Here is a 14,697-nt window from a genome sequence, read left to right on the forward strand (position 1 = left end):
CACCCCGCCCGGCCGCACCGGGCGGGGCGGCGGCGCTGGTCCTCCCGAGGCAGCACACCTTGACTTCCTCAGGCACCGCAGAAAGACACCTCACGCGGCTGACGGGTCAAGTTGACCTTGGCCAGCCGACCGCAAAGGCGGCCAGCAGGGTGTCTGCTCGGACTTCCAGTTCGGGTGTCAGGGCTCCCTTCACGGCCAGCCTGACCTCATCGCCGCCAACCGCGCGGGCAAGCCGAATCTCGACCTGCCTATGCTTGCCGACCAAGGGATACGAGTACCAGCCGTCGGTCCGCTCGTCGTCGGTCGCCTCGGTCGCCTCGATCGCCAAAGCCACTGTCTCCCAGTCGGTGGCATCGAAGCCGTAGCCCACGTAGTGCGACAGCAACTCCAGGAATGACCGCAGGTTGCGTTCCCAGATCCATCCGCCGACTTCTGTCATGGCTCCCCTCCGTGCTCAGGAGGACAGCTGGCATGAGCCGGATCCTCATCACACGTTCCGTCAATCGCCATGTCGTCTTCGGACACGGGTGGCACCACTGCCTCGGAGCCGCGCTCGCACGGGTGGAGGTGACCTGTGTACTGGAGTTCTTCATCACCCACGTCAGCGCAGTCGACGTGCTCGCCCCGCCCCGCCGGATCAGCTCGCACACCTTCGCGGGATGGGAAAGCGCCCCGGTGAGGCTGTGTCGTCGACCCTGAAGACGCTCAGGCTCCCCGGGACGCACCCGACAGGGGAGCGCTCCCCCGTACCGATCCCGGATCGGACCATGTCAGTGCCCGATGACAGGATCCGAGGGTGCTGATCAAGGGATACGACGATGGCCCGCTGGTGGCGGGCGAGTCACTGCTGGCCCGCCTGGGTTTTTGGTCGAACTACCTTCTGGCGATGTGCATTGACGGGGCGTGTGCCGAGCGGCCGGCTCCGGAGTGGTTCGGCGACGACGGCGCCGATGCGGACGCCATGTCCGAGGTTCTCTTCGATCCCGAACACTGGCCGGCGTTCCGGCTGCCGGCCGAAGATGGCCCCGGAGCTGTGGTGATCTGCCGCAACCTGGTTGGCGACTACGGCACCGACTACCTCCTCACCCCTCCGGACAGGAGCTACGCCCAGCAGATAGCCGGCCGGGAAGGAGATTTATCAGGGATTGGCCTGACATGGCACGAACTGGTCCGCATCGCTGACAACCCTTCCACCGCGATCGAAGGCGTCCAGGACACAGCCGCCCGCCTGCTGCTGGTCCTTCCTCTCCTTACCGACCCGGACCTGCCAGAGGCAGCCTCGGCAAGGATCACCGCCGCCCTGACCGCGGTCGGCGCGCCGCAAGAGATGGCATCCACCACGGCGGAGCACCTGCTTGCCCACCTGGAGAGAAGGTCCGGACACGATCCCACGTGGGAGTCTCCCCTGAGCGGCAGCTGAACGGCAGGCCAACCCTCAGAGCACCCCATGGAACGATCTTGGAATGCCTGGTGTGATTACGGTGTCGGACTCTTCCTGGATAGCCCCACCGGGCGCTACTGGTCGCGGCGTACTGGCGGACGAACTTGACGATGCGGCAGATCGCCCTGTTGTTCGGCAGCTCGAAGTCCGCAGCCCAAAGGATCATCGCCCACCTCGGTCCGACGCTCGTGCTCCAGCCCCGCAAACGGTTCGCAAGGACACCGTGCTGATCGTGGACGGCACCCTGGGGCCCACCCACGACCGCACCATCTCGGCGCAGTCGAAGAACTACTGGTACTCCACCAACCATCAGGTCGTCATCGACGCCGGCACCGGACTCGTCATGCCTCACCACGTCCGAGGCGACTCGGAGATGAGTTGGGGAACAGCCCTTAGCGGGGGATCCGGACCGTGAAGACCGTCGAACCCGGGCGGCTCGCCAGCTCGGTCGTGCCGTTGTGAGCCTGTATCAGTGATCGCGCGACCGCGAGCCCCAGGCCGCTGCCGCCGCGGTCGCGCGTGCGGGCCTTGTCCACGCGGTAGAAGCGGTCGAAGACCCGCTCCTGGTCCGGGGCCGGGATCCCGGGACCGGAGTCGGCGATCCGGACCACCGCGGCGTCCGGGCGGACGGACAGCTCCAGCGACACCGGCGTGCGGGCCGGGGTGTGCACGGCCGCGTTGGTCAGCAGATTGTCCAGGACCTGTCGGATACGGAGGCGGTCGAGCCGCATGCGTACCGGTTCGCCGTCGCCCGTCACGGACAGCGGATGCTCCGGCCGGCCCGTGCGGAACGCGTCCGCGGCCTCGTGCAGCAGTTCCGCCAGGTCCGTCTCCTCAAGCCGCAACGGGGCCTCCACGTCGGCGGCGTCGAGGCGGGCGAGCAGCAGCAGGTCGTCGAGCAGGAGACCCATCCTGGCCGCCTCGGCGCGCAGACGTGCCAGATGCCGGTCCCGTTCGGCGGGCTCGTTGGCGGCCGCGTACTGGAACAGGTCCGCGTAGCCGCGTACCGACATCAGCGGTGTACGCAGCTCGTGCGACGCGTCCGCAACGAACCGGCGCAGGCGCTGCTCCGCCTCGGTGCGCACGGCGAGCGAGTCGTCGATGTGTTCCAGCATGGTGTTGAACGCGGTGCGCAACTCCCCGACCTCCGGACCGCCGTCGTCGGAATCGACGCGCATCGGCAGCCGTGCCGACTCGGTGAAGTCGTGCGAGGTGATGTCGTGGGCCGTGCGCGCCATGTCGCTGAGCGGTTTGAGTCCGCGCCGCAGCAGCGAGCGACCCAGCACCACAAGGCCCACCAGGGCGAGCGAGAAACCGATGATCTGGACCGTGATCAGCTGGTCCATGGTCTTCTCGATGTTCTCCATGGGCGCCGCGGTGACCAGAACCACCCCGGGGCTGACCTCACAGGCACGCAGCCGGTACGCGCCCTGCCCCTCGATGTACGCGGTACGGAAGACCTCCGCCTCCCCCGAGTCGCGCTGTATCTCGGCGACGGCGGAGAGCTTTCCGGCGTCGGCCGGTACGTCACTGGGCCTGCGCAACACGGCCCGGTCGTCCGAGACCTCGTACACCGCGGTGTACCAGCGGTAGTACGGCTGCCGCTCCACCGTGCCGTGTGCCATGGCGTCCTTGGCCTGGGTGCCCTGGACCAGCTCCATCTGGTTGTTCAGCTCGTGCTCCAGATAGTCCCGCATGTACGTCGACAGCGCCGTGCCGACGACGGCGAACACGACCAGCGCGAGCGCGCCGAGGCCCAGCGCCAGCCGGGTGCCCAGGCGCAGCCCGCGGTAGGCGCTCGCCAGACGGCGGGTCACGAGACGGCGCATCACGGGGCGGCGGGGCACGAGACGGCGGATCACGACGCGACCTGCCGCACCACGTATCCGACGCCCCGCACGGTGTGGATCAGCGGTACGCCGCCGTCGTCCGGCTCGTCCAGTTTGCGGCGCAGCCGGCTGATGACCAGTTCCACGACATTGGAGCGGCCCCCGAAGCCGTACTTCCACACATGGTCGAGAATCTGCGCCTTGGTCAGTACGGTCGGCGACTTGCGCATCAGATAGCGCAGCACCTCGTACTCGGTGGGCGTGAGTGTGAGGAGCCGGTCGGCGCGCCGTACCTCGCGGGTGTCCTCGTCCATCGTCAGATCCGCCACGCGCAGTACGGAGCGCTGGAACCCCGGCCCGGCGCTGCGGCGCAGCACCGTACGCAGCCGGGCCATCAGCTCCTCCACCGCGAACGGCTTGACCAGGTAGTCGTCACCGCCCCGGGTCAGGCCCGCGACCCGGTCGGCGACGCCGTCACGCGCGGTGAGGAACACGACCGGCACCATCGTCCGGGCCGACCGCAGCCGGTCGAGGACGCCGAAGCCGTCCAGGCCGGGAAGCATCAGGTCGAGCACCACGATGTCCGGCCGGAACTCCGCCGCCCGTAGCAGTGCCTCCTCACCGGTGTGCGCGGTGATCGCCTCCCAACCCTCGTACCGGGCAACGGTCGCCACGAGGTCGGCGATGGGCGGGTCGTCGTCCACAACGAGAAGTCGCACTTTCTCCACCCACCCATAGTGCTGCACGCGCGTGCCGTCGCCCTACCGGCCGACGGCGCCGGGCCCACATCGACAGGCACTTGAAAGTTCGGCGACAGGGAAACGACAGCTCCCGGCAGGCAGGCTCGGAGTACCAGACGCCGATCAAGGAGTCGCCGCCCGTGACGACTGTCCAACGTGTTCAGCCGCCTCCCACCGCGGTCCGCCCGAAAGTGGTGGCCCGCGCCGGTCTGTACGCCCTGCTCGCGGTCAACGTGGCCGTGGTGACCGTGTTCTTCCTCCAGGCGGGGTTCGCCTCGAACGCCCTCGTCCTGCTCGGGCGCCTGGCCGGGCTCTACGCCGCCCTGCTGATGGCCTTCCAACTGCTCCTCGTCGCCCGGCTGCCGTTCTTCGACCGCCGCATCGGCATGGACCGGCTGACCTCCTGGCACCGCTGGGTCGGCTTCGGCCTCCTGTGGCTGCTGCTCGCACACGGCGTGTTCATCGTCTTCGGCTACGCCCAGTCCTCGTCGATGGGCCCGGTCGACCAACTGGTCGACCTCGCGGAGACCGTCGAGGGCGTGCTGCGCGCCGTCGTCGCCATGGCCCTGATCATGACGATCGGCGCCGTCTCGGCCCGGTACGCCCGCCGCCGACTCGCCTATGAGACCTGGCACTTCATCCACTTCTACACCTACCTCGCGGTGGTGCTGGCCTTCACCCACCAGGTCGCCGCCGGTTCCACCTTCACGGCGTCGGCCACCGCCACGGCGTACTGGTACACCCTGTGGGGCGTCGCCCTCGCCTCGGTACTCGTCGGCCGTTTCGTCCTCCCGCTGTGGCGCAACCTGCGCCACCAGCTGAGGGTGACGGCCGTCGTGCCCGAGTCCGACCATGTCGTCTCGATCTACGTCTCCGGCCGTGACCTGGACCGGCTGCCAGCCCGCGCCGGCCAGTTCTTCCTCTGGCGGTTCCTGACCAGGGACCGCTGGTGGCAGGCGAACCCCTTCTCGCTCTCGGCGGCCCCCGACGGCAACCGGCTCAGGCTCACCGCCAAGACCCTCGGCGACGGCACGGCAGCACTACGCCAACTCCAGGTGGGCACAAGGGTGTTCGCCGAGGGGCCGTACGGTGCCTTCACCACGATGCACCGCACCCGGCCGGACACCCTGTTGATCGCCGGAGGCGTCGGCATCACTCCCGTCCGCGCCCTCCTGGAGGAGCTGCACGGTCACGTCGTGCTCATCTACCGGGTGGCCACCGACCAGGACGCGGTCCTGTACGACGAGTTGACGGAACTGGCCCATGCCAAGGGTGCCCAACTGCACCTGATCACCGGGCCGTCCGTCCCCGACAAGCTGGCCCCGCGCGAACTCGCCCTGCTCGTACCGGACATCACCGCCCGGGACGTCTATGTGTGCGGACCGCCCGGCATGACCACGGCGGTGCTGCGCTCGCTGCGCCAACTCGACGTGCCCAAGCGGCAGATCCACGCCGAGCGGTTCAGCCTCGCCGGATAGCCGGATAGCCGGATGGCCGAACAGCCCAGCAGTGGAATCGAAGGGGAACACGATGAAGCGAGTACTGCCCGTCCTGGCGCTGACCGCCGCCGCGGTCATCCCGCTGTGGCGCTACGAACCATCCCTCGGTACGGCCGTCGAGGCGGCGCCCCCGATACCGGCCCCGCCGGTCACCTCGCCCGAGGCGGACGCGGAATCCGGCGCCGACGCCCCGCTGGTGGTCCGCGGCTCCACCGTCACCACCGAGAAGGGGCCCGTGGAGGTCGAGGTGACCTTCGAGGGCGACAGGATCAGCGCCGTACGCCTGCTGCGCCAGCCCAACCACCCGCAGACCACGGCCGCCGTGCCCGAACTGATCGAGGAGACGCTCTCCGCGCAGAGCGCCGACATCGACACGGTGTCCGGCGCCACGATCACCAGCGACGGGTACCGCGAGTCGCTGCAGGCCGCGATCGACGCGAAGGGTCTCTGACGTGCTGCGTGTCGACCATGTCATGGGCTTCCCCGTCTCGGTGCGCATCGACGACGGGGCCGCCGAGCCGGAGGCCGCCACGGACGAGGTCTTCGCGTGGCTGCGCCAGGTCGACGCGCGATTCAGCCCGTTCAAGCCCGGCAGCGAAGTGTCCGGCCTGGACCGGGGCGAGGTGTCGGCCGACGATCTCAGCCCGGAGCTGTCGGAGATCCTCGACCTGTGCGAGCACTACCGGATCGCGACCCGCGGCGCCTTCGACGTCCGCCTGCCCGGACGCGGCTTCGACCCCTGCGCGGTGGTGAAGGGCTGGTCGGTGCAGAGGGCGGCGGAACTGCTGTCGGCCGCAGGGGCCACCCGGTTCTGCGTGAACGCCGGGGGCGACGTCGTCGCGGCCGGCGGGCCCTGGCGTATCGGCGTGCGCCACCCCGAACGCGCCGACCGGACGTGCGCGGTACTGGAGATCACGGAAGGCGCGGTGGCCACCTCCGCCCGGTACGAACGCGGGGATCACATCCTCGACGGACGCACCGGCCGGCCGGTCACCGGGCTGCTCAGCCTGACCGTCGTCGCCGCGACGCTGACCGAGGCGGACGCCACCGCGACGGCGGCGTTCGCGATGGGCGCGGAGGGCGTGGAATGGGCCGCGTCGAGGGACGGCTGCGAGGTGTTCGTGGTGGACGAGGGGCGGCGGGTGTTCCGTACGCCCGGATTTCCAGTCGCTCGCTGACACCTGACGTCTGACACCTGACGTCTGACGCCTACTTGGGCCTGACGATGCCCATCGCCCGCTCCACCGTCTCGTCGCTCAGACTCGGCGTCGTCAGTGGCGGGTTGTCGGGGCGCCGGCGGAGGCCGTTGAGGAGAACTTCGAGGTAGCGGCGCCAGATGTCCGGCTCGCGGCCCCGGGTGAACTGGGCGGCGGCGTACAGCATGTGCTGGATGACAGGGATGTCGGAAGGAGTCACCTCCGGACGGAGATCGCCGCTTTCCTGGGCCCTGTTGATCAGGGCTACGAGGAACGGCAGCATCCCGCCGCGTGCCGTCTCGATGGGCTCGGACGTGTGCTCGCCCAGCATGAGCACTTCATGCAGACCGCGGTTCTCGGCGAGGTCGGCCGTCATCTCCGTGAGGAAGCCGACCAGACCCTGCCAGGGGTCGGGGTGGGCGAGGGCGGTCTCGGCCGACTCCTGGCGAATCCGGAGGTCTTCCTGGAACAGCGCACGGATGAGGGCTTCCTTGGTGGGGAAGCGGCGATAGACGGTTCCGACGCCGACTCCCGCGTGGTGGGCCACGTCGTCGAGCGTGACCCCCAGTCCCTGTCGACCGAAGATCTCGCGTGCCGCGTGGAGAATGCGTTCGCGGTTGAGGGCGGCGTCCCGCCGTAGCGGGCGGCCGCCCTCAACCGGAGCGCTCTGCTCGGAACTCTCCGTCATACAGCCCAGAGTAGTCCTGTTGATCAGGTTGATCAGGCCGGTTCTCGGTGTCCCCGGTCGCGGGTGATCAGCCATACGCAGCCGAGGCTGAGCAGCGTGACTCCGGTGAGATACAGGGTGATGGGCGTGGTGGAGGCCCACTCGTTGTAGAGGGCCGTGGCGACGGTCGGGGCGATGCCGCCGCCCAGGATGGACCCCAGCTGGTAGCCGAGGGAGGCCCCGCTGTAGCGGATCTCGGCCCGGTAGAGCTCGGAGAAGACCGCGGCGATCGGTCCGTAGACGATGCCCATGAACACGGCGGTGCCCAGCAGCGCGAGCAGGATCAGCGCGGAGTCGGCGGTGTCGATGAGCGGGAACAGCGTGGCCGCGCACACCACCAGACCGATCGAACCGACGGTGAGGACCGTGCGCCGGCCCTGCCGGTCGGAGAGGGCCGAGGCCCAGGGGATGACGGCGAGCCAGACCCCGGAGGCGACGAGGGTGAAGGTGAGGATCAGGTTCCGGCTCAGGTCGAGAACCGTGGTGGAGTACGACAGCAGGTAGGACATGAAGATATAGCCCACCGCGTTGATTCCGATGAATGCTCCGGCGGAAAGGATGACTTCCCGCCAGTGCTCGCGGAGCACGGATATGAAGGGCATACGGTGTTCGGTGCTCGACTGCTTGACGGCCTCGAATTCCTGGCTCTCCGAGATGGTCAGCCGAATTACCAGACCGGCCACCACCATGACGGCACTCGCCAGGAAGGGAACCCGCCATCCCCAGTCCAGGAATGCCTCATCGCTGAGGTTTGTCGTCAGACCCAGGAATACGAGGTTGGCGATGATGAGGCCGCCCGGCACGCCCATTTGCGGGAAGCTGCCGTAGAAGGCCTTCTTGCGTTCCGGGGCGTGTTCGACGGCCATGAGGACCGCGCCGCCCCACTCGCCGCCGACGCCTATGCCCTGAATGAAACGCAGTGTCACCAGCAGGATCGGCGCCCAGACGCCGATGCTGTCGTACGTGGGCAGCAACCCGATGCCGATGGTGGCGAACCCCATGGTCAGCAAGGAGATGACCAGCATGGATTTGCGGCCGACCCGGTCACCGAAGTGCCCCATGACGATGCCGCCGAGGGGGCGGGCGAGGAACCCGACCGAGTAGGTGGCGAAGGACGCCAGGGTGCCCGCCGCCGGGGACACGGAAGGGAAGAAGAGTGGGCCGAAGACTATCGCCGCGGCCATGCCGTAGATGAAGTAGTCGTACCACTCTATTGCGGTCCCTATGAAACTTGCTGTCGCTACTCGAAGCGGCCGAATTCTTCTCTGTACGGCCGGATCTGACGGGCTTCGTTCGATGGTCACGGCTGTCTCCTGGCAGGCTGAGTTTTGCCACCGTAGCTAGTACGTGAGCGCGGAAAGCTTGAGCGCGGAAAGAAAGGGCGCCGTCGCGAAGGCCGAGGGTTTCCCGGTCTGTTTTCGCGCACAGCGGCGAGAGCCTTCGGGTGCGGTGATGTCATGCTCCGAGTTGTCGGGAGAACACCGCCCCAGAGACACCGACCGAACGATTGGTCGTCTGGTGTGCGGTAAGTAAAGGGAGCCCCGTATCGCCTGTCAAGAGACCCGAACGAATGGGTTGTTGGGCCGCCGGAACCGGCCTCGCGGCCGTCTGGTCCTCCGGCCGTGGCGGTGCTACGGTCCTGAAGTGGAGAAGTCTTCTCCACTTACTGGGAGGGGCCTCGCATGGCTGTACGCGGCAGGTTCGGCGCGATCGCGGGGATCGCGCTTCTCGGCGTGGGCGCGACGGCAGGTTCGGTCGTGGGACCCGCGACATCCTCCGAAGCGACGGCGCTCGCGGCCTCGACCTCGGCCCCGACCTCGGCCTTGGCCTCGACGAACACGGTCGACTGTCCGCGATCTCCCGTCGACCCCGGCGGGCCGCCCGGCGGGGCCATTCCGATCGCGAAGACGATCAGGCCGACCAGTACGAGATCCAGCACGGTCATCATCCCGAACGGCCCCCAAATCCGTTGCGGGCGAACGGAAGTGACGATGCGTCAGGACATCACGTACGCGTCGCCCACGGCCGGGGGCGAGCGGCGCGACCTGAAGCTGGACCTGCAAGTACCGCAGACGAAAGGCCCGAAGCCCCTGGTGGTATACATCACCGGCGGCGGGTTCATCATGGCGGACAAGGCGGCCAACCTCGACCAGCGCACCTATGTGGCCGAGCAGGGCTACGCCGTGGCGAGCATCGAGTACCGCACCACGACAACCGGCTCCACGTACAGGGACGGCGTCGCGGATGTGAAGTCGGCGATCCGCTATCTGCGCGCCCACGCCGACGAGTTGGGCATCGACGCGGACAAGGTGGCCGTCTGGGGTCAGTCGGCCGGCGGCTATCTGGCGGCCATGACCGGCGCGACCAACGGCGAGGACCAGTTCGAGCAGGGCGACAACCTCGACCGGAGCAGCGACGTCCAGGCCGTCGTGGACGAGTTCGGCGCCAGTGACCTGTCGAGGATCGGCGACGACTTCGACGCGGAGACCAAGGCCGCGTACCTGGCGCCCGGCAGCTTCATCAACGCGTATGTCTTCGGCCCGAATTCGACCAGGACGGTCGCGACGGACCACGCCGCGAACAGGGCGGCCAACCCCGCCACGTACCTCGGCCGGTCGTCGGCACCCGTCATCGTGCTCCACGGCGACAACGACCACATCATCTCGCCCAGCCAGTCACTGATCCTGCTCGACGCCCTCAAGGCGAAGCGCGTGGAGGGCACTCGATACGTGGTCAAGGGAGCCGACCACGGGGACCTGTCGTTCCTCGGCGATCCCGAGGCCGGCGAGAAGTGGACCACCCGGAAGGTGATGGGCCCGATCACTCGCTTCCTGGACAAGCAACTTCGGGGCTGAGGGGGGGGGCAGCGGGCGCGGGGGCGCGGAAAAGCATGTGACCGCCGTGACGGCCGTCGCTAGAGTCCACTGCCGACTCTCGCATGGGTGGTGGCAGTGCTTTCAGACAGCCCACAACACTCTCCGGTGCGCTCGCTGTTACGCCTGTGGCCACACGTGCGACCGGTGCGCGGCCGGTTGTTCATGGCGGTGCTGCTGGCGGTCGTCGCTTCGTGCCTGGCCCTGGTCGTGCCGTTGGTCTTGAAGTGGCTGGTGGACGGCCCGGTCAGCGACGGACACGTGGCGGGGGTGTGGCTGGGCGGCGGAGTCCTCCTGCTGCTGGGGGTGGTCGAGGCCGGCATCTTCGGGGTACGTCGTTGGCTGACGGCGCGCCCGCTGGCCGCGGTTGAGGCATCGATGCGGGGCGGGCTCCACGATCATCTGCAGCGTCTGCCCGTCTCGTTCCACGACCGCTGGTCGTCGGGCCAGCTCGTGTCGCGAGGCACCGCGGACCTCGGTTCGTTGCAGGGCTTTCTGGCGCTGGCACTGCCGTTCCTGGTGGTCAACGGCGTGACGCTGCTGGTCGGTTGCGTGCTCCTGCTGGCACAGCGGTGGGTGCTCGGCCTGGTGCTGCTGGCCCCCGTGGTGCCGTTGCTGGCGGTGTGTTCCTTCCTTGAGGCGCGGTACGGGCTCGCGGCGCGCCGGGCGAGGGAGCAGGCCGGCGATCTGACCACGATGGTGGAGGAGTCGGTGCTGGGCTTCCGGGTCGTCAAGAGCTTCGGCCATCACGACCGGTTGACTCGGGCCTTCCGGCAACGGGCGCTGCGGATGCGCGGTACGGAACTGGCCAAGGCCCGCCTGCTGGCGGCCCTGTCGGCACTGCTCGCGGTACTGCCGGACGCGTCGCTGGGGGCCGTGCTGGTGCTGGGCGCGGTGGAGGTGGCTGACGGCGAGCTGTCGCCCGGGACCCTCCTGGCCTTCCTCGCCATCGCGATGGAACTGCGCCCTGCGGTGACGTCGACGGGATCGCTGCTCGCGATGAGCAGCGACGCGGCAACCGCGGCCGACCGCTACTTCGAGGTGATGGACGAGCCCGCCCCCGCCGACCACGCGCGGGCGCACCTGACCCACCGGGCCGGAACAGGAGCGGGGGCGTGGGCAAGGTCGGGGGAGGGGTCCGAGGCGGCCGCGGCCGAGGTGGTCTTCGATGACGTGGAATTCCGCTATCCGGACGCGTCCCCGGGGGAGCCGCCCGTACTCAGGGGCGTAAGCCTGCGGATCGCGCCCGGCGAGACCGTGGCCCTGGTGGGCGCCACCGGCAGCGGCAAGAGCACCCTCGTCACCTTGGTGCCGCGCCTGCACGAGCCGACCGGCGGCCGGATCCTCCTCGACGGGGCGGACGTGACGGCACTGACGCGCGACGAGCTGCGGCGTCAGATCTCCGTCGCCTTCGAGGACCCTCCGCTGTTCTCCACGACGGTCGCCGAGAACGTGCTGCTGGGAGCTGAGGACGCCGACGAGGCGGATCTCACCAGGGCCCTGGCCATCGCTCAGGCGGACGGCTTCGTCCGGGCCCTCCCGTACGGTGCGCTCACCCACGTCGGCGAGCAGGGCATGAGCCTGTCCGGCGGGCAGCGTCAGCGGCTGGCGCTCGCCCGTGCCGTCGTCGGCCGGCCCCGGCTGCTCGTCCTCGACGATCCGCTCTCCGCGCTGGACATCCACACGGAATCGCTCGTCGAGGCGGCGCTGCGACGGGTCCTGGCCACCACGACGGCCCTGGTCGTCGCACACCGGCCGTCCACCGTGCTGCTCGCCGACCGGGTCGCGCTGCTGTCCGGCGGCCGGATCACCGCCGTCGGCACCCACGACGACCTCCTGCGCACCTGCACCGAGTACGCCTCCCTGATGAGCACGTTCGCGGCCGGCGGGACCGGTGCGCGATGAGCCGACCGGGCACCGGGCACCACGGCGACCTGTGGGACAGGGACGCACTGCCCGCCCCCGAGGGAGCGGCCCGAGCGCTGCTCGTATCCCTGCTGCGCCCGCACGTACGCCGCCTCTGGCCGGCCGGCGCCCTAGTGCTGCTGCAGCGGGGCGCGGCGCTGACGGGCCCACTGCTGGTGGCGTACACGATCGACCGGGCGGTACCGGCCTGGCGTACGGGCGACCGCGGGCCGATGACCACGGTCGCGATCGGCTACCTGCTGTGCGCGCTGGCCTCCGGCGCCCTCCAGTACGCCTTCGTCGCGGTGTCCGCCCGCATCGGCCAGGACGTGCTGCTCGACCTCCGGGTCCGCGTGTTCGGGCACGCCCAGAGACTGAGCCTGGACTTCCACGAGCGCTACCCCTCCGGCCGCCTCACCTCCCGGCTCACCACTGACGTCGAGGCGCTGCGCGGACTGCTCGACGAGGGACTGGCGGCGAGCGTCACCGCCGCCGTGTCCACGGCCTACATCACGACCGCGCTGCTGTACCTCGACCGGCCACTTGGGGTGGCGGCGCTGCTCGTCATGGGACCGCTCGCCTGGACCATGCGGTCCTTCCGGCGCCGTTCGATACGTGTCTACCGCAGCAGATCGAGCGCGATCGCCTTCGTCATCGCGAGACTCGCCGAGACCCTGGGCGCCATCCGTACCGTCCAGGCGTTCCGGCGAGAAGCCGCCAACTCGGCCGCGTTCGCCGTCCTCAACGGGGAGCACCGGCGTACGAACGCCGAAGCCGGCCTGGAGATGGCCCGCTACGTCACCTCGTCACGGCTGGTCGCCAACATCGCCGTCGCCGTCCTGGTGATGTGGGGTGCCTCCCGGGTCGTCTCCGGCGGACTGGAGTTGGGCGTGTTCGCCGCGGCCGTCCTCTACCTGCGGCAGCTCTACGACAACCCCCTCAAGCTCGGCGGGGTCGCCGACGCCTACCAGTCGGCGTCCGCTTCCCTGGAGAAGATCGCCGCCCTGCTCGCCCAGCGGCCCACCGTCCCCGAACCAGCCGCCCCGAGGCCCCTCCCGCCGGCGGCCCACAGCCGAGGGCGCTCGGTGACCTTCGAGAACGTGAGCTTCGCGTACGCCACCGGAGGGGAGGCGCTGTCCGGCTTCACCCTCCACATACCCGCCGGTCAGACCGTCGCCGTGGTCGGCCCGACCGGCGCCGGCAAGTCCACCCTGGCCAAGCTCCTGGCCCGCTTCCACGACCCCCTGGACGGCCGGATCCTCATCGACGGGGAGGACCTGCGCCGGCTGTCCACGCCGGAGCTGCGCCGGACCGTGGCCATGGTCCCGCAGGACGCGTTCCTCTTCTCCGGCTCGGTGGCCGAGAACATCACCATTGGTCGCCCCGAAGCCGATGCCGAGGCCATCGCCCGCGCGGCGCGGGACATCGGGGCACACGACACCATCGCCGCGCTGCCGGACGGCTACGACACCGACGTCCGCGCACGCGGCACCCGGCTCTCGGCGGGCCAGCGGCAACTCATCGCCCTGACCCGCGCCCTGCTCGCCGAACCGGCCGTCGTGATCCTCGACGAGGCGACCTCATCCCTCGACATCCCCACCGAACGAACCGTGCACCACGCGATGCGCACCGTGCTCCGCGACCGAACAGCCCTGGTCATCGCCCACCGCCTGTCGACCGTCCAGATCGCGGACCGGGTACTGGTGATGGACGACGGACACCTGGTGGAAGACGGCCCGCCCGCCGAACTCCTCGCGCGTCAGGGCCGGTTCACGGACCTGCACCGGACCTGGTGGTCCAAGCAGCCCACGGCGCCCGAGGATCCGACGTCCTCTTCGAATGACACGCACCGCTGAAAGAACGCGACACGCACCGCTGAGAGAACGCGACACGCACCGCTGAGAGAACGCGACGCCTGCCGCTGAAAAAACGCGACGCGCGTCCTCAGCGCAGCAGGAGGTCGATGGCGACCTTCAGCCGTTCGAGGTACAACTCCCGTGACACCGACTGATGTTTGAGGCCGATCGACGCGCTGATCATCGTCTGTGCGACCGGAGGGGCCGCCTCTCGGCCGGACTCGACGGCGATCGCTTGCGTGATCAGTTCCTCGAAACGTCGCGGGGTGGTTTCGACGATCTCTCCGAGGAGGTCGGGGTTGTCCTCGATGACCACCGCCACATCCCGCGTCAGCGGGCCGACGTAGCGGCCGGCCCACTGGTCGAAGGCCGCGACGAGGCGCTCCGGGAGGGGGCGGCCGGTGTCGGCCAGGAGGCGTTCGACCGCGGTGATGTCGTGCTCCAGGGTGCGGGTGACCGCGGCACGGAACAGGGTCTCCTTCGAGGAGAAGAGGAAGTAGAGCCCGGGGCGGGAGATGCGTGCCGCGCGGGCCACCTCGTCCATCGAGGTCTTGCGGTAACCGAATCGCGCGAACGTGACCATGGCGGAGTCCAGCACCCCGGCCCGGCGGTCGGTATCGGCGACCGTCGA

Annotated in this window: 14 protein-coding genes and 1 pseudogene; 8 read left to right on the forward strand and 7 right to left on the reverse strand. The window is 69.3% G+C overall.

Annotated features, from left to right (window positions below; genetic code table 11):
• Nucleotides 1–106: 106 nt before the first annotated feature.
• Entirely contained in the window at nt 107–439 is a 333-nt protein-coding gene (locus ACFT9I_RS11085) for a hypothetical protein (protein WP_382562940.1), read from the reverse strand.
• A gap of 357 nt (nt 440–796) precedes the next feature.
• On the opposite strand from ACFT9I_RS11085, the gene ACFT9I_RS11090 reads away from it, so the two are divergent.
• A complete protein-coding gene (locus ACFT9I_RS11090; protein ID WP_382562941.1) occupies nt 797–1,420 on the forward strand; it encodes a hypothetical protein in 624 nt (207 codons plus the stop codon).
• An 89-nt stretch (nt 1,421–1,509) separates the two neighbouring features.
• Nucleotides 1,510–1,787, forward strand: a pseudogene (locus ACFT9I_RS11095) (transposase family protein); the annotation flags it as partial.
• 46 nt (nt 1,788–1,833) lie between these two features.
• Here ACFT9I_RS11095 and ACFT9I_RS11100 read toward each other — a convergent pair.
• Nucleotides 1,834–3,258 (reverse strand): sensor histidine kinase, encoded by a 1,425-nt coding sequence (locus ACFT9I_RS11100; protein WP_382563222.1) that lies wholly within the window; start codon nt 3,256–3,258, stop codon nt 1,834–1,836.
• A gap of 41 nt (nt 3,259–3,299) precedes the next feature.
• Nucleotides 3,300–3,998 carry a response regulator transcription factor gene (locus ACFT9I_RS11105; protein WP_382562942.1) on the reverse strand — a complete coding sequence of 233 codons (699 nt, stop codon included), beginning with the start codon at nt 3,996–3,998 and terminating at the stop codon, nt 3,300–3,302.
• A 152-nt stretch (nt 3,999–4,150) separates the two neighbouring features.
• Between ACFT9I_RS11105 and ACFT9I_RS11110 the strand changes: the two genes are divergently transcribed.
• The 3 genes from ACFT9I_RS11110 to ACFT9I_RS11120 are packed head-to-tail and all read left to right on the forward strand — an operon-like array spanning nt 4,151 to nt 6,687.
• Entirely contained in the window at nt 4,151–5,488 is a 1,338-nt protein-coding gene (locus ACFT9I_RS11110; protein WP_382562943.1) for a ferric reductase-like transmembrane domain-containing protein, read from the forward strand.
• A gap of 52 nt (nt 5,489–5,540) precedes the next feature.
• Entirely contained in the window at nt 5,541–5,960 is a 420-nt protein-coding gene (locus tag ACFT9I_RS11115) for an FMN-binding protein (protein ID WP_382562945.1), read from the forward strand.
• Between the two features lies 1 nt (nt 5,961).
• Complete coding sequence (locus tag ACFT9I_RS11120) at nt 5,962–6,687, forward strand: FAD:protein FMN transferase (protein ID WP_382562947.1); 726 nt, start codon at nt 5,962–5,964, stop codon at nt 6,685–6,687.
• A gap of 31 nt (nt 6,688–6,718) precedes the next feature.
• On the opposite strand, the gene ACFT9I_RS11125 is transcribed toward ACFT9I_RS11120, so the two are convergent.
• The 3 genes from ACFT9I_RS11125 to ACFT9I_RS11135 form a co-directional block, all read right to left on the reverse strand.
• The gene (locus tag ACFT9I_RS11125; protein ID WP_382562949.1) at nt 6,719–7,393 is read right to left on the reverse strand and encodes a TetR/AcrR family transcriptional regulator; all 675 of its coding nucleotides are present in this window, start codon (nt 7,391–7,393) and stop codon (nt 6,719–6,721) included.
• A gap of 32 nt (nt 7,394–7,425) precedes the next feature.
• Nucleotides 7,426–8,736 (reverse strand): MFS transporter, encoded by a 1,311-nt coding sequence (locus tag ACFT9I_RS11130; RefSeq protein ID WP_382562951.1) that lies wholly within the window; start codon nt 8,734–8,736, stop codon nt 7,426–7,428.
• 359 nt (nt 8,737–9,095) lie between these two features.
• The gene (locus ACFT9I_RS11135) at nt 9,096–9,371 is read right to left on the reverse strand and encodes a hypothetical protein (RefSeq protein WP_382562953.1); all 276 of its coding nucleotides are present in this window, start codon (nt 9,369–9,371) and stop codon (nt 9,096–9,098) included.
• Nucleotides 9,372–9,423: 52 nt separating this feature from the next.
• On the opposite strand from ACFT9I_RS11135, the gene ACFT9I_RS11140 reads away from it, so the two are divergent.
• The 3 genes from ACFT9I_RS11140 to ACFT9I_RS11150 all read left to right on the forward strand — a co-directional run bounded on the left by ACFT9I_RS11140 (nt 9,424) and on the right by ACFT9I_RS11150 (nt 14,066).
• Nucleotides 9,424–10,287: a prolyl oligopeptidase family serine peptidase gene (locus ACFT9I_RS11140; RefSeq protein WP_382562955.1), complete on the forward strand. Its 864-nt coding sequence runs from the start codon at nt 9,424–9,426 to the stop codon at nt 10,285–10,287.
• Nucleotides 10,288–10,470: 183 nt separating this feature from the next.
• The gene (locus ACFT9I_RS11145) at nt 10,471–12,210 is read left to right on the forward strand and encodes an ABC transporter ATP-binding protein (RefSeq protein ID WP_382563224.1); all 1,740 of its coding nucleotides are present in this window, start codon (nt 10,471–10,473) and stop codon (nt 12,208–12,210) included.
• Nucleotides 12,207–14,066 carry an ABC transporter ATP-binding protein gene (locus ACFT9I_RS11150; protein ID WP_382562956.1) on the forward strand — a complete coding sequence of 620 codons (1,860 nt, stop codon included), beginning with the start codon at nt 12,207–12,209 and terminating at the stop codon, nt 14,064–14,066. The genes ACFT9I_RS11145 and ACFT9I_RS11150 overlap by 4 nt, the downstream gene beginning before the upstream one ends.
• A gap of 88 nt (nt 14,067–14,154) precedes the next feature.
• On the opposite strand, the gene ACFT9I_RS11155 is transcribed toward ACFT9I_RS11150, so the two are convergent.
• Nucleotides 14,155–14,649 carry a TetR/AcrR family transcriptional regulator gene (locus ACFT9I_RS11155; protein ID WP_382563227.1) on the reverse strand — a complete coding sequence of 165 codons (495 nt, stop codon included), beginning with the start codon at nt 14,647–14,649 and terminating at the stop codon, nt 14,155–14,157.
• Nucleotides 14,650–14,697 lie beyond the last annotated feature (48 nt).

It is taken from the genome of Streptomyces sp. NPDC057137, from assembly GCF_042670825.1.
Classification (GTDB): Bacteria; Actinomycetota; Actinomycetes; order Streptomycetales; family Streptomycetaceae; genus Streptomyces.

Excerpts from the sequence above, each read along its gene's own strand:
- ACFT9I_RS11085 (WP_382562940.1), bottom strand. The coding sequence starts at position 439 with ATGACAGAAGTCGGCGGATGGATCTGGGAACGCAACCTGCGGTCATTC.
- ACFT9I_RS11115 (WP_382562945.1), top strand. The coding sequence starts at position 5,541 with ATGAAGCGAGTACTGCCCGTCCTGGCGCTGACCGCCGCCGCGGTCATC.
- ACFT9I_RS11145 (WP_382563224.1), top strand. The coding sequence starts at position 10,471 with ATGGCGGTGCTGCTGGCGGTCGTCGCTTCGTGCCTGGCCCTGGTCGTG.
- ACFT9I_RS11140 (WP_382562955.1), top strand. The coding sequence starts at position 9,424 with ATGCGTCAGGACATCACGTACGCGTCGCCCACGGCCGGGGGCGAGCGG.
- ACFT9I_RS11155 (WP_382563227.1), bottom strand. The coding sequence starts at position 14,649 with ATGGTCACGTTCGCGCGATTCGGTTACCGCAAGACCTCGATGGACGAG.
- ACFT9I_RS11125 (WP_382562949.1), bottom strand. The coding sequence starts at position 7,393 with ATGACGGAGAGTTCCGAGCAGAGCGCTCCGGTTGAGGGCGGCCGCCCG.
- ACFT9I_RS11150 (WP_382562956.1), top strand. The coding sequence starts at position 12,207 with ATGAGCCGACCGGGCACCGGGCACCACGGCGACCTGTGGGACAGGGAC.